Below are 21,239 nucleotides of genomic sequence, written 5' to 3' on the forward strand. Positions count from 1 at the left end.
CAATCGTATAGAGAATAATATAATATGAATAAAAAAGATGCTCGTATTAAAAGAGCTATAAAAGTACGAAAGAAATTATATAAATTAGGAGCTACTAGATTAGTAGTACATCGGACTTGTAAGCATATTTACGCGCAAATAATTTCAAAGGACAATTCAGATGTATTAGTCACAGCTTCTACGACGGAAAAATTGATTTCAAATCAAGTACAAATAACTAGTAACAAAAAAGCTGCAGCTATAGTAGGAAAAATTATTGCAGAACGTGCAACAAAAAAAAATATTAAAAACGTATCTTTTGATCGTTCTGGGTTTAAATATCATGGTAGAGTACAAACGTTAGCTAATTACGCTAGACAAGCTGGGCTAAGATTTTAAATTAGGGCAAATAAAATGAAATATTTTGATAAACAGCCTGGTGAATTGCAAGAAAAACTAATTACGGTAAACCGAGTTTCTAAAACTGTTAAGGGTGGTCGTGTATTTAGTTTTACAGCATTAACTGTAGTAGGAGATACAAATGGTCGTGTAGGATTTGGTTACGGTAAGGCTCGTGAAGTTCCATCGGCCATTCAAAAATCAATGGAAAAAGCTCGCCGTAATATGATAATTGTCTCCCTATATAAAGGCACTTTACAACATGCAGTCAAAGGAACATATACAGGTTCTCATATTTACATGAAACCTGCTTCTGAAGGCACTGGAATTATCGCTGGAACTACAATGCGTGCTATCTTAGAAGTAGTGGGAATACATAATGTGTTAGCAAAAGCTTATGGGTCTACAAATCCTATTAATATAGTTCGTGCAACTTTAAATGCATTACAAAAAATGAAATCTCCCCAAATGATTGCAGAAAAAAGGGGTAAATCAATCAAAGAAATTTTAGGTTATTATAATTATGTTAAAAACTATTAAATTGACCCAAACTAAAAGTTCTATTGGTTGTCTACCAAAACATAAGGCAACTTTGCGTGGCTTGGGTTTATCTTACATCAGAAATACTGTTGAAAGGATTGATACACCTTCCATCCGTGGTATGATTAGTTTAATTGCTTATATGGTTAAAGTAGAGGAATAAATTATGTACCTTAATACTATTTCTCCGTCTAAAGGATCTAAACGTTTAAGTAAACGAGTAGGTCGAGGTATAGGGTCTGGATTAGGTAAAACAGGAGGGCGTGGGCATAAAGGACAAAAATCGCGTTCTGGAGGAAAAATACGTCTTGGGTTTGAAGGTGGGCAAACTCCTTTATACCGTAGGTTACCGAAATTTGGATTCACATCTCATAAAGCTATGGTTACCCAAGAAATCAGATTATCTGCTTTATCCTGTATTCCCAACAAAATAATAGATATGAATGCTCTAAAAGAACATAATATTATTAAGAAAAAAATTAAATTTGTTAAAATTATCATGTCTGGAGAAATTAAATGTCCTATCATACTACATAATAGCTTACGCATTAGCAAAGGCGCGCGAATTGCTATTCAAGCTGTAGGCGGGCAAATAAAGAAGGGGTAATTTAAAAAATTAAATGATGATAGTAACTAAAAACCGGCAACCTAAATCTGCTTTTAAAAGCATACAAGGTGGGTTACACGAATTGAAACGAAGAATTATATTTGTGATTAGCGCTTTGATTATTTTCCGGATTGGATCATTCATTCCAATCCCAGGAGTGGATTTAATTGTTTTGGCAAAAATTATAGAACAACAACAGGGGACTATTATTGAAATGTTTAATATGTTTTCTGGAGGATCCTTAAGTCGTGCTTCTATTTTTAGTTTAGGAATTATGCCATATATTTCATCTTCAATTATTGTGCAACTATTAACCGCAGTACATCCTACTTTGATAGAAATTAAAAAAGAAGGAGAAAGTGGAAGAAAGCTAATTAACCAATATATTCGTTATGGTACTTTAATACTGGGAATATTACAATCAGTAGGAATTGTCACCAGTTTACCCAGTGTGTCTGGATTAGTAATTAATCCAGGATTTTCTTTTTATTGTATAGCAATCATTAGTCTTGTCTGTGGTACTGTTTTTTTAATGTGGTTAGGAGATCAAATTACTAATAGAGGAATAGGAAACGGAATTTCGGTTATCATTTTTTCAGGAATAATTGCCGGATTACCACTCGCTATAGGCCATACTATAGAGCAAGTAAGACAAGATGAATTACATTTTTTCATATTAATTTTAATTATCTGTTTAATATTTAGTATTACTTTTTTCGTTGTATTTATGGAGAGAGGACAACGCCGCATTTTAGTACATTATGCTCATCGTCAGCAAGGTCGACGTATTTATGCCGCCCAAAACACACACTTACCGCTCAAAGTAAATATGGCTGGCGTTATTCCTGCTATTTTTGCTTCCAGTGTAATTTTGTTTCCAGGCACCGTTGTTTCTTGGTTTGGTAGCAGCACCAGTTGGCAATGGTTAACCATAATTTCTTTATATCTGCAACCAGGCCAACCATTATATATTTTACTTTATGCAGCAGCTATTATGTTTTTTTGTTTTTTTTACACATCTTTAGTATTTAATCCGCGTGAAACAGCCGAAAATTTAAAAAAATCTGGGGCGTTTGTACCTGGAATTAGACCAGGAGAACAAACCGCAAAATATATCAATAAAATTATGATTCGTTTAACTTTCATTGGAGCAATATATGTTACATTTATTTGTTTAGTACCAGAGTTTATGAGAATTGCTATGAAAGTCCCTTTTTATTTTGGAGGAACATCTTTGCTTATTGTAGTTGTAGTGATTATGGATTTTATGGTTCAAATACAGACTTTAATGATGTCCAGTCAATATGACTCTGTACTAAAAAAAGCAAATTTGAAACACTTTAACCATTAATTAAAAATTTATAAATTTTATATATATAGGAAAAAAATTATGAAAGTACGTGCGTCAGTCAAAAAATTATGTCGTCATTGTGAAATTGTGAAAAGACATAATATCATTCGAGTAGTTTGTCGTGTAGATCCAAAACATAAACAACGACAAGGATAATTTTTATTAATATCAATTTTAGGAGTACAAATAGTGGTACGTATAGCAGGTGTCAATATTCCTGATCGCAAACATACCGTTATTGCTTTAATGTCCATTTATGGAATTGGTAAATCTCGTGCTCGATTAATTTGTTCAAATATAGGCATAAATGAACATTTGCAACTTTATAAATTATCTGAAATCCATATAGATAAATTACGTGATGCAGTAGACAAATATATTGTAGAAGGAGATTTACGCCGAGAAGTAACCCTAAATATTAAACGTTTGATAGATCTCGGTACTTATCGAGGATTACGACATCGTCGTAATCTACCAGTAAGAGGTCAAAGAACTAGAACAAACGCAAGAACCTGTAAAGGTCCTCGTAAATCAATAAACAAATAACTTAAGTAAGTTTAACAAAAGAAATATACAAACACAAAATGATTAAATCATCCAATCTTCGAGCTCGTAGACGACTCAAAAAACAAATTTTAGATGGCATAGCACACATACATGCATCTTTTAATAACACTATAATCACTATTAGTGATAAACAAGGCAATACTCTGGGGTGGACTACAGCTGGAGGCTCTGGTTTTCGTGGATCTCGCAAATCTACACCATTTGCTGCACAAATAGCAGCAGAACGGTGCGCTGAAATAGTTCAAGAATATGGAGTAAAAAATTTAGAAGTTATGGTTAAAGGACCTGGACCAGGACGTGAATCTGCAGTACGAGCATTAAACGCATCAGGGTTCAATATTACTAGTATTACTGATGTTACTCCAATCCCTCATAATGGTTGCCGTCCTTCCAAAAAACGTCGTGTCTGAAAGACACGACCAATGTTATTTTTAAGGAAATCAAATGTATGGCAAAATATTTAGGACCTAAACTGAAACTCAGTCGTCGTGAAGGAACAGACCTTTTTTTAAAATCTGGAATTCGTCCAATTGATTCCAAATGTAAATCTGAACAACCTCCAGGGCAACATAATATACGTAAATCTCGGTTTTCAGATTATGGAATACAGTTACGAGAAAAACAAAAAGTTAGGCGTATATATGGTATTTTAGAGCATCAATTCTCCAATTACTATAAGAAAGCTACGCGCATTAAAGGAAATACCGGTGAAAATTTACTTAAATTATTAGAAAGTAGATTAGATAATATTATATATCGTATGGGATTTGGAACAACGCGTGCTGAAGCTCGTCAATTAGTAAGTCATAAATCCGTTATGGTTAATGACCATATTGTTAATATAGCTTCATATCAAGTTGTGCCTAATACAATTATTAAGATACGTAAAAAATCACATAATCAATCCAGAATTCGTGCTTCTTTAGAACTCGCTGAACAACAACGAGAAAAATTAGCTTGGATTGAAGTCGATCCTATTAGATTTCAAGGAATATTTAAACGTTTCCCAGAACGCAATGAATTATCTGCAAATATCGACGAACATCTAATTGTTGAATTATATTCAAAATAAACAAAACTTGTAAGATAATAAAAGAGAGGCAGTGATGCAGAACTCTGCAACAGAATTTTTAAAACCACGGTTAGTAGATATTGAACAAATTACTAAAACACGTGCTAAAGTTACTCTAGAGCCATTAGAACGAGGATTTGGTCATACTTTAGGAAATGCCCTGCGTCGTATTTTACTTTCATCAATGCCTGGATTTGCAGTAACAGAAGTTGAAATTGATGGCGTATTACATGAGTACACCACAAAAGAAGGTATACAAGAAGACATTTTAGAAATTTTGCTTAACCTAAAGAAATTAGCTATTAGAGTTGAAGGCAAAAATAATATTACTCTGACTTTAAAAAAATCTGGTATCGGTCCTGTAATTGCAAATGATATTTCATATGATACTGATCTTGTAAAAATTATTACACCAGATCATATTATATGTCATATAACCGATAAGAATACATCTATTAACATGCGTATAAAAGTACAATGTGGTCGAGGTTACGTCCCAGCTTCTGCTAGATTTAATCCTGAATCAGATATCTTACCAATTGGTCGATTATTATTAGACGCGTGTTATAGTCCGGTAGAAAGAATTTCTTATAACGTAGAAGCTGCTCGTGTTGAACAACGTACAGATTTAGATAAACTAATTATTGATATGGAAACTAATGGCACTATAGAACCTGAAGAAGCAATTAGGCGTGCAGCAACAATTTTATCCGAACAACTTGCAGCTTTTATTGATTTACGAGATATACATCAACCAGAACATAAAGAAGAAAAACCAGAATTTGATCCAATTTTATTACGTCTTGTTGATGATTTAGAACTAACTGTCCGTTCCGCGAATTGTTTGAAAGCAGAATCTATTCATTATATTGGAGATTTAGTACAACGAACAGAAGTAGAATTATTAAAAACTCCTAATTTAGGGAAAAAATCATTAACAGAGATAAAAGACGTATTAGCTTCCCGTGGATTATCTTTAGGAATGCGTTTGGAAAATTGGCCTCCGTCAAATATTTTAGATGGTTAATATATTTATAATTCAGTATTATAATATAATAAAGGTAATGTATATGCATCATCGAAAAAGTGGCTCTAAATTAAATAAAACTAGCGCTCACCGTAAGGCTATGTTTCGCAATATGGTTATTTCATTAGTAACTTACCAAATTATAAAAACTACTTTATCTAAAGCCAAAGCGCTACGTCGTATTATTGAACCATTAATTACGTGTAGTAAAATAGATACAGTTGCAAACCGGCGTTTAGTTTTTTCTAAAATTAGAGATAAAAATATTGTTACAAAATTATTTACACAAATTAGCCCACATTTTTTAAACCGTCCTGGAGGATATACTCGTGTGTTAAAATGTGGACCACGTAAAGGAGACAATGCTCCAATGGCATACATCGAACTAGTGGAGCGATCTAAAATAATAAAGAATATAAAACAATAATTATAAATTAAATAATTCACTCACATAATAAAACTATAAATTCATATAATTTCGCTTCATTCTAATATTGAATTAGGTATAAACCATTCTTTATATGCATTAAGGAGATCACGTATCAACGTCCTTTTTTTTCCTGAAATTTGTAACACAGTAAGTATTAATACTCCAGAACCAGTCACAACATAAATACCATATGAATTAATTGATAATATAGTACCAGGTAACATAGATGCTAACGAATAATGACAGTGATCCATCGTGTTTCGATCGCCTACTTCGGCGCCCCATACTCTAATACGACAATTTTTTATCAGAAAATAACTAATTGGCCATGGATTAAAAGCACGGATACAGCGCTCTAATTGAATTGCTGATAACTGCCAATCAATACGTGCTTCCTGCTTAGTTAATTTATGTGCATATGTAGCATGAGTTAAATCTTGAGGTGTTAGTGTATATGTTTCTAATATAAGTTGATCCAATACTTGTAATAACATAATGGAACCCATCTTCGCTAATCTATTAGAAAGGGTATAACTAGTATCTTTTGGTAAAATATTACAAGGCATAACATGAAGAATATCGCCAGTATCGACACCCAAATCCATTCGGATAATAGTTATCCCTGTCACAACATCGCCATATTCCAACGCACGTTGGATTGGTGCTGGACCGCGCCAACGAGGTAATAATGAACCATGTACGTTAATACACCCTAGTCGCGGTATATTTAATATTTCTTCTGGTAAAATTAATCCATAAGATACAACTATTATTAAATCCACGTTAAGTTTTTTAACAATATAAATAATTTCAGAAATAGACAAAAAACTAGATTGAAAGAATGCTATATTGTGCTTTTTTGCCATATCATATAAAGATAGAAAATATTTATTTTTTGATGCTTGTTTTTCTTGAGTAAAAATAGCTATTACTTGATGTATAGAAAAATAAACCAGCGTATATAAGTGCCATGCCGCAAAATTTGTAGTTCCAAAAAACGCAATACGCAATGATTTTATGTGTTTCATCATATATGACATACTAAAAATAAAATAAATACTTTCTAATATTTACAATAATTTTTCATTTTTTTATAAATTCTTTTAATTTTTAATGGAGATAAATAATCAATAAAAAGCTTACCGTATAAATGATCTACTTCATGTTGAATACAAATTGCTAATAAATTATTTGCTTCTATCTCAAATTTATTACCATGTTGGTCTAATGACCGAACTATTATAGTTTCTGAACGCGGAACAATTTCATGTATCTGAGGAATAGACAAACAACTTTCAGCCATACTAATAATACCTGTTCTTTTTATAATATTAGGATTAATAAGAACTAGTCGTTGCTTATTTTCTATGCAAAGATCAATAACAATAATTTGTTGTTGAATATTAACTTGTGTTGCAGCTAAACCAATACCCTTGTTAAAATACATCGTATCAAACATATCATTTACAATCTGCCTAATATTATTAGAGACTGCAATAACAGGATCAGCAATTTTTCTGAGACGTTCATCAGGATAACGCAATATTTCTAATATCGACATAAATAAAAAATTATTAAAAAATTTTAAGTAAATTGTATATGATCTAATAAATTATGGATATAATTCAGAAAAAATAAATACAAAATATTCATATTTATTATATTTTTAAAAAATTTATTTATTTTAATAAAATTTTTATAATATTTAAATCCTTTAACTTAAGATATAGTTAAATAATCAAATATATGTAACTAATATCACTATACATATAAGTATATATGGAATATTGAGTGAACTGTAATACAAACATGTAATAAAAAATATCGAATCATATCTATGTAATTTTAAATACATTAAAATAATCAAAACTTGAAATATTATAATTTTATGTATACACTTTAAAAAAAGTTAATTGATTAATAATTTTTAAAAATCTTTTATAAATAGCGATTTAAACTAAGGAAATATTATATGCTATTTCCATTAAATGATGATCTATGACAAAAATATTATATTCATCAAATATAAAAGATTTGCTAGCTCAATTATATCGAGGAAAGGTGATTATTTATCCAACAGAATCAGTGTTTGGATTAGGATGTGACCCTGATAATAAGTATGCAATACATACTTTGCTAAAAATAAAAAATAGGTCATGGAAAAAAGGTTTAATTTTAATTGCTGCCAACTACACACAACTACTAAAATATATTGACGATAGCTGCTTAAATGAAGAACAACGGTCCCGAGCTTTTTCTATTTTGCCTAGACCGACAACGTGGGTATTTCCAGCAAAAATAAATAGCCCATATTGGCTGACAGGTCAATTTTCTTCCTTAGCGGTACGAATTAGTTATTTTAAGCCAATTCAACGTCTTTGTTTAGCTTTTGGAAAGCCTTTAGTGTCTACTAGCGCTAATCTATCTGGACAACCTCCTGCACGTACTATCACAGAGGTATACAAACAATTCGGAAGTGAAATATCCATTATGTATGAAGACGTACTTGGAAAACATAATCCTTCAGAAATTAGAGATATTATGACCAATAAATTAATTCGTAGATAATTTCTGTTATTGGAGGAGAGATATAAATGAGTGCTTTTGCTGTTTTTGGTAATCCAATCGAACATAGTAAATCAGCAGAAATTTATGCATTATTTGCAAATGAAATCGGAATTAAAAAAGAATATGACTTAAAATTAGTATCAAAAAATAATTTTGAGAATCTATTATATAATTTTTTTAAATTAGATGGATTAGGCGCAAATATTACCACTCCATTTAAAGAACATGCATACTTTCTGTGTCAGAAATTAACTGAACGCGCTAAAACAGCGCGTTCAGTTAATACAATTAAAAAACTAAACAATAAAATTTTACTAGGAGATAATACTGATGGTATTGGATTTATTAGTGATTTAAAACGTCTTAATTGGATAAACAACAACAATCATATCACTGCAATGACACATCACGACAATAAATCTATGAAAATAAATATTTTATTAATCGGTGCTGGAGGTGCTTCAAAAGGAATTCTTCTCGCATTATTAACCACGGTAGTAGAATGTTATATACATATAGTAAACAGAACATTCCATAAAGCCCAAACATTGGTATCTTATTGCCATGAAATAGGATATAAAAATGTATCATGTATGCCTTTATGTGAATTAGCTGACAATACTAATAAATATAGTTTAATTGTTAATGCTACAACTAGCAGCATGATCAATACCATTCCGAAAATACCGCCTACTATTATCACTCCTCTAACTAAATGTTACGATTTATTTTACCAAAAACAAGATACATCATTCATAACATGGTGTAAAAAACATGGATCAATCCACTGTTCAGATGGATTAGGTATGTTGGTAGAACAAGCGGCTCATGCATTTTTATTATGGCATAACTTACTTCCTTCTGTTAATCCTGTATTAAATCATTTAAGATCTACTCTTTATGTATAATTATATAATTTTTATAAGAAAAGCATAAACAAAAAATTATTTATCATTAAGACAAAAAATTTTATTAAATAAAAATTTTTGTCTTAAAACATATTTTACTTTATAAAAGTTTTAAACTAATATACAATGAGTCTGATGAAATATTTGTTGTATATAATTAATGGTTATACAAATTAACTTGGCGGCGTTAGCGCGATAGTACCACCTGATCCCATTCCGAACTCAGAAGTGAAATGTCGTAGTACCAATGGTAGTGTGGGGTTTCCCTATGCGAGAGTAGGGGGCTGCCAAGTTATTTAGCATTTAGTTGATATAGTTAACAAACTATAAAATAATACAAAATAAGAAAAAAGTTGTTTTATTAAAGAACATAATCTATTAATTAGTCAAACTGTTGTAAAATATCGGTTCTTTCTTATATTAATAAAAAAACTGAAATAAAAATTAAAACAAATCTTTTTTTTTGCGCAATTCATAAAAAACTTGCCATTTTTCTTTGATATCAGACGATAAATTAAGTGCCCTTTTTACATCTACATTATTACAACGAAAAAAAAGATTAACTTTTAGTTCTAAATTTACCGTTGTTGGTACAGTGGATTTATTCTTTTCACGTAATTTAATAACCCTGTTACGATAATTAATAATAAACCGATCATGAGGTAATATAGAAATAGCAAAATTAACATTAGGTAAAGTATATTCATGACCACTGAAAATTAAGGTGTTACTAGGAAACAATCTAATTTTTATAAAAGACTCATACATCTTTTGAGCCAGTCCCACACAAAATGTGCCACAACCTGCAGAAAATACAGTATCACCACAAAATAACCAAGGCATGCAATAAAACCCAATATGGCCTAATGTATGTCCAGGAAAATGAAATACTCTAAATTTTTTTTGCAATAATACAAAATCGTCTCCCTCTGATACTAAAAAATGAGTGCTATTATTTTTAGTTTCCGCAGGACCATAAATAATTGTTTTTGGAAAATATTGCATTAATATGCTCACCCCATTAACATGATCTAGATGATTATGAGTTAATAAAATCGCCCGTAATACAAGTTGAAATCTCTTTAAAATTTTTAATACTTCTATTGCTTCTCCAGGATCAATAACTATACATTCATTTCTATAATTATATAGAATCCAAATATAATTAGTATTTAACGCTGAAACTCTAATGATATTCATAATTAATTACGTTATTTAATAAACTAAAAATAAATATTTTAAAATTTTTAGAACATACAATATGTAAAATTTATCACTTTCATTACTTTGGACCAAATTTGTCAAACATAAATACAATACGTCAGAAGATTCAATAATTTTTTAATACATCGTATCACTAAAAATAAAAAATAACATATAATATGATCGGTGAAAAATTTTTATAAAAATAGAGATTTTCATATACAAACATTATATTTATAAGCAAAATATACATTTATTCAAGTAAAAAAATAATTACTACAATAACACATATATTATTGTCATTGATATTAATAAAAATCTTCATTTAGAGGACACTTAGCGGCTAATCGAGCTAATTGATCGCATCGTTCGTTATCTGGATGTCCAGTATGACTTTTTAACCAATTCCATTGCGCAATAGAATGCAGTTGTGTCGCTATGTCTAATCGTTGCCATAAGTCAATATTTTTTACTAATTTTTCTTCAGCAGTTTTCCAATGATGTTTTTTCCATATATGAATCCATTGAGTAATCCCATGTAATAAATATTGACTATCAGTATTTAAAATAATTTGACATGGATTTTTAAGTGATTCTAACGCAATAATAGCCGCCATTAACTCCATACGATTGTTAGTAGTTAAACGATACCCAATGCTAAACTCTTTCTTATATTGTTTATAACGTAATACAGCAGCACAACCGCCTGGGCCTGGATTACCAAGACATGATCCATCAGTGAAAATTTCTATTTTTTTATACATATATAGGATATATTATAACGTTAATTATAAATTAAACTAGTGTGACATAAACAAGCAAATATGAGCGCTGATATTATACGACAAATTGTTCTAGATACCGAAACTACTGGTATGAATAAATTCGGTCTTCATTACGTAGACCATAGAATTATTGAGATCGGTGCAGTAGAAATAATAAACCGTCATTTAACTGATAACAAATTTCATGTATATCTCAAACCAAATCGTGTGGTTGATATCGAAGCTTTTCAAATACATGGAATTAGCAATCAATTTTTACAGGATAAACCAACTTTTTCAGAAATAATAAATGAATTTTTACTGTTTATTAGGGATAGCGAATTAATTATTCACAATGCTCCATTCGATCTAGGTTTTCTTAATCAAGAGTTACAGATATGCAATAAAAACCAAAAAAAAATAGAATCTTATTGTACTATAATTGACAGTTTAAAATTAGCTCGCAAAAAATTTCCAGGACAACGTAACAATTTAGATGCATTATGCGAACGTTATTCTATTAATAATGATAAACGACGAAACCTACATAGCGCATTAATTGATGCACGACTTTTAGCCAATGTATTTTTGTCCATGAGCGGAGGACAAACAAAAATGGAATTTATGAAAATAACAAATATGCCAAATAACAAAATTAGTAATATAATGAGATTAAATAACAGCATAAAACATGCTAATACTAATAGAACATCATTAAAAATTATTTATGCTGATGAACAAGAAAAATTAGCTCATGAAGAATATTTAGATCGTATACAGAAAATAAACAAAAACTGTATATGGCGCAACGATAATAATACACACAAATAATAAGTTATTTAACTATATTTCAAATAAATTACAACCCAAATAAATATAATTATTATTAATAATAATTAGAGAAATTCATATATCTAATTATTACATACGATATAATACCATTTATCACAATTATAATATTATATTTATCCCATATATATTCTTATTTTTCAGGAGTTATTATGTATCATGATTTAATTTGCAACGAATTTAATGCAACTATAAAAATGATGAAGATTTTTATTCATGAAAAACATAATATTCATGCGGTAGAATCTGCTGCAAAACTTATTGCTAATACTTTCAAAACAGGAGGAAAAGTATTATCTTGTGGAAATGGTGGTTCACACTGTAATGCTATGCACTTTTCAGAAGAATTAACCGGACGTTATAGAAATAATCGAGTAGGCTATGCAGCTATAGCGATTTCTGATCCATCATATCTATCATGCGTCAGTAACGACTTTGGTTATGAATATGTGTTCTCTCGCTATATTGAATCTATTGGAAATAAAAAAGATTTACTATTTGCCATCTCTACTTCTGGTAAATCAACTAATGTTTTATATGCTATAGAAGCAGCGCATAAAAAAAACATGAAAACAATTTTTTTGACTGGAGAAAAAAAAGAACATGAGTTATCCAATTCTATAGATATAGAAATTTGCGTACCATACCTAAGTTATTTTGATCATATTCAAGAAATTCATATCAAAATCATTCATTTACTCATTCTCATTACAGAAAAAGAAATGATATCTGTTTCTTAAAAAATAACTAAAAAATTAATATAAATTTATAATACACGAAGGATTTTTATTACGCGTTACAATAACTAAAACAACAAAATATTCAACATACGTTACTCCCACACTTAAAAAGAAGCCCAATGTATTAGTATGTTGAAACTAAATTATATCGTTATGCCGATAATAGGATTTGAACCTATATCCTTCGCATTACGAATGCGCTGCTCTGCCTATTATATGAGCTATATCGGCATACATTAATTTAATTTACATAAAAAATTAACACATTTTAATATTACTGAATATTATATTTTACAATTGAGAAAAATTACCAATAAGATAATTAATTACTCCCTGCTGAGATGCTTCCAATCCCTCTTTATTTTCACTCCATTGCGCGGGACATAAAAGACCATGAATCTCATGGAACTGTAATGCATCTACCATACGAATCATCTCGTCAAAATTTCTACCAAATGGCAAATCGTTCACCACCTGATGTCGTATAACTCCTAATTTATCTATTAGAAAAGAAGCACGTAAAGCAACTCCTTTATCTAAATGTTCAATACCGTATTTTTTTATAATTTCGTGTTTTACATCAGAAACCATAGTATACTGCAACGATCCAATCCCTCCCTGGCTTATAGGGATTTTTCTCCAAGCACTGTGTACAAAAACTGAATCTATAGAAACTCCAATAACTTCTACATTCCGTTTCTGAAACTCAATATAACGTTTATCACAAGCAATTAATTCTGATGGGCAAACAAAAGTAAAATCCATAGGCCAAAAAAACACTATTGCTTCCTTTTTATCAATATAATCTAATAAATTAAAATTATCTATAATTTCACCGCTTCCTAATACTGCAGAAGCAGTGAAATCTGGGGCACCACGACTAACCAATACCATATTGACCTCTCAAACTTTTTTAAAATATTAACATATTAAATACATAAATTAATGTGATACTAATAGTCAATGTCTTATTTTACCGGCTAACCTAGCTTTATGCAAATGATATCAATAGGAAATATTATTGAATAAAAAAGCTACTATTCTTGTTAAAAAATGTAATTGTTGATAATTTTAATTATTTTTATAAATAAATTATCTTATTAAAATTAATATATACAAATATATATATTGTCGATGCAATGTATACGCTGTAAAAATAAATTTATTTTTAGTTATTAAAATAACAATTTTTTTATATATTAAACTATCTATATATAGATTATCTTAATCAATTGTTTATACATTAAATTATTAATTTAAAAATTAATAATTAGCCATAACAAATTTTGATTAAAATATATAGATCACTTTATAATGAAACTATTTAAACATTTTCAGATTTTTATTTAAATTGCTTATAAACTAAATTATTAAATATCTATATTTAAATAAAAATATAATCAATTATAATCACATCACAAAAAATAATTTAATTAAATTAATAGGTACATTAGATTGTTTCAAATATTCTAAAAATTAAGATTAAAACATTTTAATATTTAATTATATTAAAATAATACCAATTAGATTGTATAAATGTAATAATGGAAAATTAAAATTTTCATAGCAATACTGATTATATATAATCTTTCAATTAATAAAATTTATGTCTGATATGATACAGCATCATTAAATAACGAGAATATACATGCTACAATATAGAATACATATACTTAATAGTTTCTATAAAATATTTTATAAAATTTATTTATTAATAAGAACAATTAATAATCATACGCATGATATTAAATAATACCAACTATATCCACTTATCTCATTATGCCTTAATACATAAATGCAACAGATTATAAATAACAGATCAAAAGTTATGATATATAAACTAAATTTAGATGACTATTCAATAGTCAAGTGATATTTCTGATAATTTTTATTGCCCAAGTTACACAACGATATGAAAACGGTTTCGTACTCTTGTATAATCATTTTATTACGTTAATTAATACAAAAACCATATCGAGATAAAATTATGCTAATGTAATAAACATATACAGATATTCATAAACGATGGCTAACTACTATATTGAAATAAAAACATATATATCAAATAATCGATATAAATTAACTAACATAAAGTAATCGTATACTACATCAATATGTAGTATCAAATATAATATAATTACTAATTTCTTTTAATGATATATTTAAAAATTTAGTCTATTAAAATCAATAACAATTATATCAAAAAATAAAAATATCATCATATATTCACTGAGAATAGTAAACTATATCATATATAGTACAAGTATGTAATTATACAAACCAATATATTTGTTATTTACAATATATCTAGACACAAACTCATAATAAATTGTATAAGTTTATAGTCAGTTTCCATCATACCCGTATTTGATTGATAAAAATTTATTTAATTAGGATAAAAAATAGTGACATTTCAATTATTACAAACAGATGGCTACGCTCGACTTGGTAGACTTATTTGTAACCGAGGAATAGTGGATACGCCTGCCTTTATGCCCGTAGGAACCTGTGGATCTATAAAAACATTAACTTCAGAGGAAATTAAAGAAAGCGGAACACAAATTATTTTAAGTAACACTTTTCATTTATGGTTACGTCCCGGCTCAAATATCATAAAATTACATGGTAACTTACATAAATTTATGAATTGGATGGGCCCTATAATTACAGATTCAGGAGGATTTCAAATATTTAGTTTAAGTAAAATACGTATGATTACAAAAGAAGGAGTATACTTTAAGAGCCCTATCGACGGGCATCTTGTATTTTTAACTCCAGAAAAATCTATAGAAATTCAACATGATTTACAATCTGATATAGTTATGATATTTGATGAATGCACATCTTATCCTAATACTTGGGATTACATAAAAAAATCAGTAGACCTATCTTTACACTGGGCTGAACGCAGTCGTTTGCGTTTTGATGCGTTAAATAATTCAAATATGTTGTTTGCAATCATTCAAGGAGGGATGTATGAACACTTCAGAGATATATCAGCAAAAGAATTAATAAATATCGGTTTTGATGGATACGCAATAGGAGGGTTATCAGTAGGTGAACCCAAAAAAGAAATGTATCGTATTTTATCTCACATATGTAAAATAATTCCTAAAAATAAACCACGTTACTTAATGGGTGCTGGTAAGCCAGAAGACTTGCTAGAAGCTGTACGGCAGGGCATTGATATGTTCGATTGTGTTATACCAACTCGTAATGCTCGTAATGGATATTTATTTGTTTCTGATGGAATAATTAAAATTCGTAATACACAATATAAAAACGATACTACTCCGGTAGATAAGAACTGTAATTGTTATACTTGCCGATATTATAGTCGTTCGTATCTGCATCATTTAGATCGTTGTAAAGAAATCCTTGGTGTACGTTTAAACACCATTCACAACTTACGATATTACCAGAATTTAATGGAGGAATTACGCCAAGCCATAAAAATGAAATCATTAAAAAATTTTATTGATATCTTTTATCGGCGCACTAATCGTATTTAGTATTAAATTACAAAATTAGACATTTTTAAATTAAACTAATAACGCAACTATTTTATATCATAGGAAACATACATGAATATATTTATTAAAACTGCTTGGGCAAATGCCAATTCCAATTCCCAAAGCAACCCATACTCTTTAGCAATTATGGTAGCAATATTTGCTGGGATTTTCTATTTTATGATTTTTAGACCACAACAAAAACGTAATAAAATTCATAAAGAATTATTAAGTTCTATCTCCAAAGGAGATGAAATCTTAACCAATGGAGGGCTAATAGGGCGTGTAGTCAGAACCACAGAAACGGGCTATATTTTTATTATTCTCAACGAGAAAAATGATACCAGTGGTAATGAAATATTAATTAAACGCGATTGTGTTACTGCCATTTTACCTAAAGGTACGATGAAAGCATTATAATTCTTAATATTATGTACCTTGAGATAAAAATTGGTGTTAAATCATTATTCTTTATGGAAATATCTTGCAATTACACTAGTGTTTGCTACTGGTATAATCTATACATTACCTAGTTTATATGGAAATAAACCTGCAATATATATTACTCAATATATTGCAGAAAAAAATCATCAAGCACTTAATAATATCTTATTATCCCAAATAAAAAAAATACTAGAAAACGAAGGAATAACTAATAAATCCATTTCATTACACACAAATAAAATTTTAATACAATTTTTTTATGAAAAAGATCAACTAAAAGCTTATCAAAAATTATCAACTATTTTTACAAATAAATATCAAGTATTTCTTTGTACTACTCCGGCAGCACCACATTGGTTATCTGTAATAAAAGCCAAACCTATAAAATTAGGATTAGACTTATGTGGAGGAATATATTTTGTAATACATGTAAATACAGAAATTATACTAAATAAATTACAAGAACAATATATTGATACTTTAAAAGCTACTTTATTTGAAAAAAAAATTCCTTATATAAAAATGTATAAAATTAAAAATCATGGAATTGAAATTAATTTCAAAAATTCTAATTTTAGAAATAAAGCAATTGTGCCGCTATCCGAAATAAATCATGATTTAGTAATACGTAGAGTAGAAGAGAACAAACTAGAGCTTATTTTTTCTGAAAGGAAAAAATATGAAATTTGTGAACATGCAGTACAACAAAATTCTACTATTTTATATCATCGTATACGCCAATTAGGTATTACCGAACCATTAATACAACGTCATGGAATTGATCATATTATTATAGAATTACCTGGCACTCAAGATATTAAAAAAGTTAAAAAAATACTTAGCACAACAGCAAGCCTAGAGTTTCGTCTAGTTAATTCAACAATAAGTGACTTTGAAATAAATAATAATTTAATTCCAGAAGATTCTGAAATAAAACTAACTAACAATGGCTATTTAGTGCCATTATACAAAAAAATAATTTTATCTGGAAATTTTATTGTACATTCCAATACTAGTTTAGACGAATATAACCGTCCTCAGGTAAATATTACTTTAGACAAAATAGGCAGTGCTATAATTTCAAACTTTACTAAAAACAATATTGGAAAAACTATAGCTACTTTATTTGTAGAATACAAAGATAGTGGAGAAATAGATTCTAAAGGTCATCCACTTCTCATCAAATATGAAAAAATTGTTAATATCGCTACTATTCAATCCCAATTAAGTAATAGTTTCCGTATTGTTGGAATCAATAATTTAAGCGAAGCACGCCATCTGTCGCTATTATTACGTATGGGAACTCTAACAACACCTATTCATATTGAAGAAGAACGAATTCTTGGCCCTATGCTTGGTAAACAAAACATCACACAAGGATTGACTGCATGTACTTTAGGAGTATTAACTTCTATATGTTTTATGATTTTATGGTACCATTATTTCGGATTAATTGCTAGTATTGCGCTCATTGCTAATTTAATGCTTATGATAAGCACAATGTCTATAATTCCAGACATGGTATTAACTATGCCAAGCATAGCAGGGATTATATTGACTTTATCCGTGGCTGTAGATGCAAATGTATTAATTAATGAAAGGATCAAGGAGGAATTAAAACAAGGTAAACCGGTGCAATATGCCATACATACAGGGTATCGTAAAGCATTTACTAGCATTGTAGACGCAAATATTACAACTATTATTACCTCTGTTATATTATATTTAATTGGAATAGGACCAATTAAAGGCTTTGCTATTACTACGATCATTGGAGTGGGAACATCAATGTTTACTTCTATTATTGGTACTCGCGCTATTGTTAATTTAGTTTATGGAAAAAAACACATTAATAAACTATCCATTTAATTTTATTGAATTTTGAAAACTATATATTATATTATCGATATAACTTTAATTTAATCTATTAATATGAACGACACTTACTATAAAATTTATAATTTTCTCTCATGGAGACGTATAATATTTTTTTTATCAATATTTTTATTTCTTATTTCATGTTGTACTATGGTAGTACGTGGTTTTAATTGGGGATTAGATTTTACCGGGGGTATATTAATTGAAATTGTTTCAGAAAAAAATATAGATCCCATTGACATTCAAAATATTTTAGTTCAGTCAGGACTTAAAAATACTATAGTACAACATTTTGGTTCTCCCCAAGATATAGGAATACGAGTTCCATTAGATTCAAACAAAAATCAGATCAATCAAAGCACTATAAATAATGTCTTACATATTTTACAAAAGACTATTACTCAAAAATTTTTTATTAAACAAGCAAACTGGATTGGTCCAAGTATTAGTAATCAATTAATAAATACAGGGATCATGGCTTTATTAGTTGCATTAATATGTATCTTAATGTATATAACGTTTCGTTTTGAATGGAGATTAGCTACTGGAGTTGTTGTATCTTTAATATATGATATAATAATTATTTCGGGTACTTTATCTTTACTAGCTACTAAGATAGATTCAACTATTATTGCTGCTTTAATGTCAGCAATTGGTTACTCCATTAATGATAAGATTGTTATTTTTGATAGAATTAGAGAAAATTTCCGCCGCATGTCTATAGTAAAATCTATAGATATTTTTAATATATCATTAAGTCAAGTACTAAATAGGACTATTATAACTTCAGTTACAACTATTATGGTACTATTTATATTGTTGATTTTTGGGGGGACTATGTTACATGGATTTGTAACAACTTTATTGCTTGGCTCTATCATTGGGACAATATCTTCTATATACATTGCTTCAGCTTTAGCGTTTAAACTTGGTACTACACGTAGTCATTTTATTAAAAATAACTAAATAAAATAAAATATTTTACTGCTGACAATCAATATATAATTATACCTTAAGAAATTATATCTATGATAACATAGATATCATGTATATGATATCTATGTATAATTACAATTTCAACTTTCACTAAATGTTAGTAATAACACAATAAAATATTTAAATAAATGTGTTCTTATAGTATCGATGTAAATAGTTGTTGTTATTAACATAATCAAACTCATATAAAAAATTACATTTAGTTTTACAATCTCAGGATACTATGACAGATCCATATCATCATGCTACATGACAAAAAATATTTAAAACGAGCATTACAATTAGCATGGAAGGGACGCTTTACTACAATGCCTAATCCTAATGTAGGGTGTGTTATTGTTCATAATAACAAAATTGTAGGAGAAGGATATCATATACGAACTGGAGAAGCACACGCTGAAATACATGCATTACGTGTTGCTGGAAATTTATCAAAAGGAGCAACTGCCTATATTACTTTAGAACCATGTAGCCATTATGGACGCACTCCTCCCTGTACTTCTGCATTAATTAACGCAGGAATTAAACGTGTTGTAGTAGCTATGCTAGACCCGCATTTCTATGCTAGAGGTAGAGGATTGCGTTTATTAAAACAAGCAGGTATTGAAGTACGACATAATAGTCTTATGTTATCTGAAGCCGAATCAATAAATCGAGGATTTATCAAACGTATACGCACTGGGTTACCGTGGGTCAAATTAAAATTAGCCGCATCTTTAGATGGTAGAACGGCTATGTCCTCTGGAGAAAGTAAATGGATTACATCTGTGCAAGCACGTCAGGATGTGCAGCACTTTCGTGCAGAAAGTGACGTCATTCTTTCCACTGCTAACACTGTTTTAGCAGATAATCCAAAATTAAATGTACGCTGGTCATGTTTTTCAGATGAAATAAAATATATTTATGCAAATAATAAGATTAGACAACCATTACGAGTAATTATTGATAGTACAAATAGAGTACTTCCAACACATCGTGTTATACGATATGAAGGAAAAATTTTACTTGTTCGCTTAAAAAAAGATCATCGAAATTGGCCTCCAACAGTAGAACAACTATTACTACCATCGATTAATTATTGTGGCCGCCGTCGCGTGAATCTTAGAGAACTAATGCAATATCTTGCGTATCGAGAAATTAATAATGTTTGGGTAGAAGCAGGCGCTACCTTTTCGGGAATATTGTTAGATATCGGGTTGGTAGACGAACTTATTTTGTACCAAGCCATAAAATTTTTAGGATCTGATGCACGACCTTTATGTTTATTACCGAACATTAAATGTCTTAATGATATTAAATCTTTTGATCTAATTGATATAAAAAATATTGGACCAGATATTCGTTTAAGATTAATACCAAAAAATATATAATATGTTGTGCTTATCAGTTATTTTAATGTTGTGTT

25 protein-coding genes, 1 tRNA gene and 1 rRNA gene are annotated in these 21,239 nt (G+C 29.2%); 21 read left to right on the top strand and 6 right to left on the bottom strand.

Going from position 1 to position 21,239, the window contains the following annotated elements; genetic code table 11:
- The first annotated feature begins 24 nt into the window (after positions 1-24).
- From rplR to rplQ, 11 genes are read left to right on the top strand one after another with little or no spacing between them, the layout of a single operon-like run.
- Positions 25-378, top strand: a complete 354-nt coding sequence (rplR, locus tag M9408_RS02635) for a 50S ribosomal protein L18 (protein WP_250236575.1) — start codon at positions 25-27, stop codon at positions 376-378.
- A gap of 15 nt (positions 379-393) precedes the next feature.
- Complete coding sequence (rpsE, locus tag M9408_RS02640; protein WP_250236577.1) at positions 394-918, top strand: 30S ribosomal protein S5; 525 nt, start codon at positions 394-396, stop codon at positions 916-918.
- Positions 902-1,081: a 50S ribosomal protein L30 gene (gene rpmD / locus M9408_RS02645; RefSeq protein ID WP_250236579.1), complete on the top strand. Its 180-nt coding sequence runs from the start codon at positions 902-904 to the stop codon at positions 1,079-1,081. The genes rpsE and rpmD overlap by 17 nt, the downstream gene beginning before the upstream one ends.
- 3 nt (positions 1,082-1,084) lie before the next feature.
- Positions 1,085-1,525 carry a 50S ribosomal protein L15 gene (gene rplO, locus M9408_RS02650; protein WP_250257092.1) on the top strand — a complete coding sequence of 147 codons (441 nt, stop codon included), beginning with the start codon at positions 1,085-1,087 and terminating at the stop codon, positions 1,523-1,525.
- Positions 1,526-1,541: 16 nt separating this feature from the next.
- The gene (gene secY, locus M9408_RS02655; protein ID WP_250257484.1) at positions 1,542-2,876 is read left to right on the top strand and encodes a preprotein translocase subunit SecY; all 1,335 of its coding nucleotides are present in this window, start codon (positions 1,542-1,544) and stop codon (positions 2,874-2,876) included.
- A 39-nt stretch (positions 2,877-2,915) separates the two neighbouring features.
- Positions 2,916-3,032: a 50S ribosomal protein L36 gene (gene rpmJ / locus M9408_RS02660; RefSeq protein WP_250236583.1), complete on the top strand. Its 117-nt coding sequence runs from the start codon at positions 2,916-2,918 to the stop codon at positions 3,030-3,032.
- A 33-nt stretch (positions 3,033-3,065) separates the two neighbouring features.
- On the top strand, positions 3,066-3,422 hold the full coding sequence (gene rpsM / locus M9408_RS02665) for a 30S ribosomal protein S13 (RefSeq protein ID WP_250257093.1): 357 nt from the start codon (positions 3,066-3,068) through the stop codon (positions 3,420-3,422).
- A 38-nt stretch (positions 3,423-3,460) separates the two neighbouring features.
- Positions 3,461-3,853 carry a 30S ribosomal protein S11 gene (rpsK, locus tag M9408_RS02670; RefSeq protein WP_423775057.1) on the top strand — a complete coding sequence of 131 codons (393 nt, stop codon included), beginning with the start codon at positions 3,461-3,463 and terminating at the stop codon, positions 3,851-3,853.
- Positions 3,854-3,891: 38 nt separating this feature from the next.
- Complete coding sequence (rpsD, locus tag M9408_RS02675; protein WP_250257094.1) at positions 3,892-4,515, top strand: 30S ribosomal protein S4; 624 nt, start codon at positions 3,892-3,894, stop codon at positions 4,513-4,515.
- A gap of 34 nt (positions 4,516-4,549) precedes the next feature.
- Positions 4,550-5,542, top strand: a complete 993-nt coding sequence (locus M9408_RS02680) for a DNA-directed RNA polymerase subunit alpha (RefSeq protein ID WP_250257095.1) — start codon at positions 4,550-4,552, stop codon at positions 5,540-5,542.
- Between the two features lie 43 nt (positions 5,543-5,585).
- A complete protein-coding gene (gene rplQ, locus M9408_RS02685; protein ID WP_250257096.1) occupies positions 5,586-5,969 on the top strand; it encodes a 50S ribosomal protein L17 in 384 nt (127 codons plus the stop codon).
- Positions 5,970-6,025: 56 nt separating this feature from the next.
- Here the strand turns inward: rplQ and fmt are convergent, their stop codons facing one another.
- A complete protein-coding gene (fmt, locus tag M9408_RS02690; RefSeq protein ID WP_250257485.1) occupies positions 6,026-7,000 on the bottom strand; it encodes a methionyl-tRNA formyltransferase in 975 nt (324 codons plus the stop codon).
- Positions 7,001-7,035: 35 nt separating this feature from the next.
- Positions 7,036-7,533, bottom strand: coding sequence for a peptide deformylase (gene def / locus M9408_RS02695; protein ID WP_250257097.1), 498 nt, complete (start codon positions 7,531-7,533; stop codon positions 7,036-7,038).
- A gap of 437 nt (positions 7,534-7,970) precedes the next feature.
- On the opposite strand from def, the gene M9408_RS02700 reads away from it, so the two are divergent.
- The 3 genes from M9408_RS02700 (at position 7,971) to rrf (ending at position 9,741) form a co-directional block, all read left to right on the top strand.
- Positions 7,971-8,540 (top strand): Sua5/YciO/YrdC/YwlC family protein, encoded by a 570-nt coding sequence (locus tag M9408_RS02700; RefSeq protein WP_250257098.1) that lies wholly within the window; start codon positions 7,971-7,973, stop codon positions 8,538-8,540.
- Between the two features lie 26 nt (positions 8,541-8,566).
- Positions 8,567-9,448, top strand: a complete 882-nt coding sequence (gene aroE / locus M9408_RS02705; protein WP_250257099.1) for a shikimate dehydrogenase — start codon at positions 8,567-8,569, stop codon at positions 9,446-9,448.
- A 177-nt stretch (positions 9,449-9,625) separates the two neighbouring features.
- Positions 9,626-9,741: ribosomal RNA gene (gene rrf, locus M9408_RS02710) — 5S ribosomal RNA — on the top strand.
- A 151-nt stretch (positions 9,742-9,892) separates the two neighbouring features.
- On the opposite strand, the gene gloB is transcribed toward rrf, so the two are convergent.
- Together gloB and rnhA are read right to left on the bottom strand one after the other, a co-directional pair.
- Entirely contained in the window at positions 9,893-10,648 is a 756-nt protein-coding gene (gene gloB / locus M9408_RS02715) for a hydroxyacylglutathione hydrolase (protein ID WP_250257100.1), read from the bottom strand.
- 311 nt (positions 10,649-10,959) lie between these two features.
- A complete protein-coding gene (gene rnhA / locus M9408_RS02720) occupies positions 10,960-11,415 on the bottom strand; it encodes a ribonuclease HI (protein WP_250236605.1) in 456 nt (151 codons plus the stop codon).
- A 60-nt stretch (positions 11,416-11,475) separates the two neighbouring features.
- On the opposite strand from rnhA, the gene dnaQ reads away from it, so the two are divergent.
- Positions 11,476-12,246 (top strand): DNA polymerase III subunit epsilon, encoded by a 771-nt coding sequence (gene dnaQ, locus M9408_RS02725; protein ID WP_250257101.1) that lies wholly within the window; start codon positions 11,476-11,478, stop codon positions 12,244-12,246.
- A gap of 170 nt (positions 12,247-12,416) precedes the next feature.
- Entirely contained in the window at positions 12,417-13,004 is a 588-nt protein-coding gene (lpcA, locus tag M9408_RS02730) for a D-sedoheptulose 7-phosphate isomerase (protein ID WP_250257102.1), read from the top strand.
- 154 nt (positions 13,005-13,158) lie between these two features.
- On the opposite strand, the gene M9408_RS02735 is transcribed toward lpcA, so the two are convergent.
- Together M9408_RS02735 and M9408_RS02740 are read right to left on the bottom strand one after the other, a co-directional pair.
- A tRNA-Thr gene (locus tag M9408_RS02735) sits at positions 13,159-13,235 on the bottom strand.
- A gap of 60 nt (positions 13,236-13,295) precedes the next feature.
- Positions 13,296-13,898, bottom strand: a complete 603-nt coding sequence (locus M9408_RS02740; protein ID WP_250248358.1) for a peroxiredoxin C — start codon at positions 13,896-13,898, stop codon at positions 13,296-13,298.
- A gap of 1,511 nt (positions 13,899-15,409) precedes the next feature.
- Here M9408_RS02740 and tgt point away from each other — a divergent pair.
- From tgt to ribD, 5 genes are all read left to right on the top strand, one after another.
- Positions 15,410-16,516 carry a tRNA guanosine(34) transglycosylase Tgt gene (gene tgt / locus M9408_RS02745; RefSeq protein ID WP_250257103.1) on the top strand — a complete coding sequence of 369 codons (1,107 nt, stop codon included), beginning with the start codon at positions 15,410-15,412 and terminating at the stop codon, positions 16,514-16,516.
- A 72-nt stretch (positions 16,517-16,588) separates the two neighbouring features.
- A complete protein-coding gene (gene yajC, locus M9408_RS02750) occupies positions 16,589-16,936 on the top strand; it encodes a preprotein translocase subunit YajC (protein ID WP_250236610.1) in 348 nt (115 codons plus the stop codon).
- 33 nt (positions 16,937-16,969) lie between these two features.
- The gene (gene secD, locus M9408_RS02755) at positions 16,970-18,829 is read left to right on the top strand and encodes a protein translocase subunit SecD (protein ID WP_250257104.1); all 1,860 of its coding nucleotides are present in this window, start codon (positions 16,970-16,972) and stop codon (positions 18,827-18,829) included.
- Between the two features lie 63 nt (positions 18,830-18,892).
- The gene (gene secF, locus M9408_RS02760; protein WP_250257105.1) at positions 18,893-19,804 is read left to right on the top strand and encodes a protein translocase subunit SecF; all 912 of its coding nucleotides are present in this window, start codon (positions 18,893-18,895) and stop codon (positions 19,802-19,804) included.
- A 272-nt stretch (positions 19,805-20,076) separates the two neighbouring features.
- The gene (ribD, locus tag M9408_RS02765; protein WP_250257106.1) at positions 20,077-21,204 is read left to right on the top strand and encodes a bifunctional diaminohydroxyphosphoribosylaminopyrimidine deaminase/5-amino-6-(5-phosphoribosylamino)uracil reductase RibD; all 1,128 of its coding nucleotides are present in this window, start codon (positions 20,077-20,079) and stop codon (positions 21,202-21,204) included.
- Positions 21,205-21,239: the final 35 nt, after the last annotated feature.

Source organism: Candidatus Blochmannia vicinus (assembly GCF_023586525.1).
Lineage (GTDB): Bacteria > Pseudomonadota > Gammaproteobacteria > Enterobacterales > Enterobacteriaceae > Blochmanniella > Blochmanniella vicinus.

Coding starts and splice junctions, on each gene's coding strand:
- fmt (WP_250257485.1), bottom strand. CDS start 7,000: ATGAAACACATAAAATCATTGCGTATTGCGTTTTTTGGAACTACAAAT.
- dnaQ (WP_250257101.1), top strand. CDS start 11,476: ATGAGCGCTGATATTATACGACAAATTGTTCTAGATACCGAAACTACT.
- rpmJ (WP_250236583.1), top strand. CDS start 2,916: ATGAAAGTACGTGCGTCAGTCAAAAAATTATGTCGTCATTGTGAAATT.
- yajC (WP_250236610.1), top strand. CDS start 16,589: ATGAATATATTTATTAAAACTGCTTGGGCAAATGCCAATTCCAATTCC.
- M9408_RS02700 (WP_250257098.1), top strand. CDS start 7,971: ATGACAAAAATATTATATTCATCAAATATAAAAGATTTGCTAGCTCAA.
- secY (WP_250257484.1), top strand. CDS start 1,542: ATGATAGTAACTAAAAACCGGCAACCTAAATCTGCTTTTAAAAGCATA.
- rplQ (WP_250257096.1), top strand. CDS start 5,586: ATGCATCATCGAAAAAGTGGCTCTAAATTAAATAAAACTAGCGCTCAC.
- aroE (WP_250257099.1), top strand. CDS start 8,567: ATGAGTGCTTTTGCTGTTTTTGGTAATCCAATCGAACATAGTAAATCA.
- rplR (WP_250236575.1), top strand. CDS start 25: ATGAATAAAAAAGATGCTCGTATTAAAAGAGCTATAAAAGTACGAAAG.
- rnhA (WP_250236605.1), bottom strand. CDS start 11,415: ATGTATAAAAAAATAGAAATTTTCACTGATGGATCATGTCTTGGTAAT.
- rpmD (WP_250236579.1), top strand. CDS start 902: ATGTTAAAAACTATTAAATTGACCCAAACTAAAAGTTCTATTGGTTGT.
- ribD (WP_250257106.1), top strand. CDS start 20,077: ATGCTACATGACAAAAAATATTTAAAACGAGCATTACAATTAGCATGG.
- rpsK (WP_423775057.1), top strand. CDS start 3,461: ATGATTAAATCATCCAATCTTCGAGCTCGTAGACGACTCAAAAAACAA.
- secF (WP_250257105.1), top strand. CDS start 18,893: ATGAACGACACTTACTATAAAATTTATAATTTTCTCTCATGGAGACGT.
- gloB (WP_250257100.1), bottom strand. CDS start 10,648: ATGAATATCATTAGAGTTTCAGCGTTAAATACTAATTATATTTGGATT.
- rplO (WP_250257092.1), top strand. CDS start 1,085: ATGTACCTTAATACTATTTCTCCGTCTAAAGGATCTAAACGTTTAAGT.
- M9408_RS02740 (WP_250248358.1), bottom strand. CDS start 13,898: ATGGTATTGGTTAGTCGTGGTGCCCCAGATTTCACTGCTTCTGCAGTA.
- lpcA (WP_250257102.1), top strand. CDS start 12,417: ATGTATCATGATTTAATTTGCAACGAATTTAATGCAACTATAAAAATG.
- rpsD (WP_250257094.1), top strand. CDS start 3,892: ATGGCAAAATATTTAGGACCTAAACTGAAACTCAGTCGTCGTGAAGGA.
- M9408_RS02680 (WP_250257095.1), top strand. CDS start 4,550: ATGCAGAACTCTGCAACAGAATTTTTAAAACCACGGTTAGTAGATATT.
- def (WP_250257097.1), bottom strand. CDS start 7,533: ATGTCGATATTAGAAATATTGCGTTATCCTGATGAACGTCTCAGAAAA.
- rpsE (WP_250236577.1), top strand. CDS start 394: ATGAAATATTTTGATAAACAGCCTGGTGAATTGCAAGAAAAACTAATT.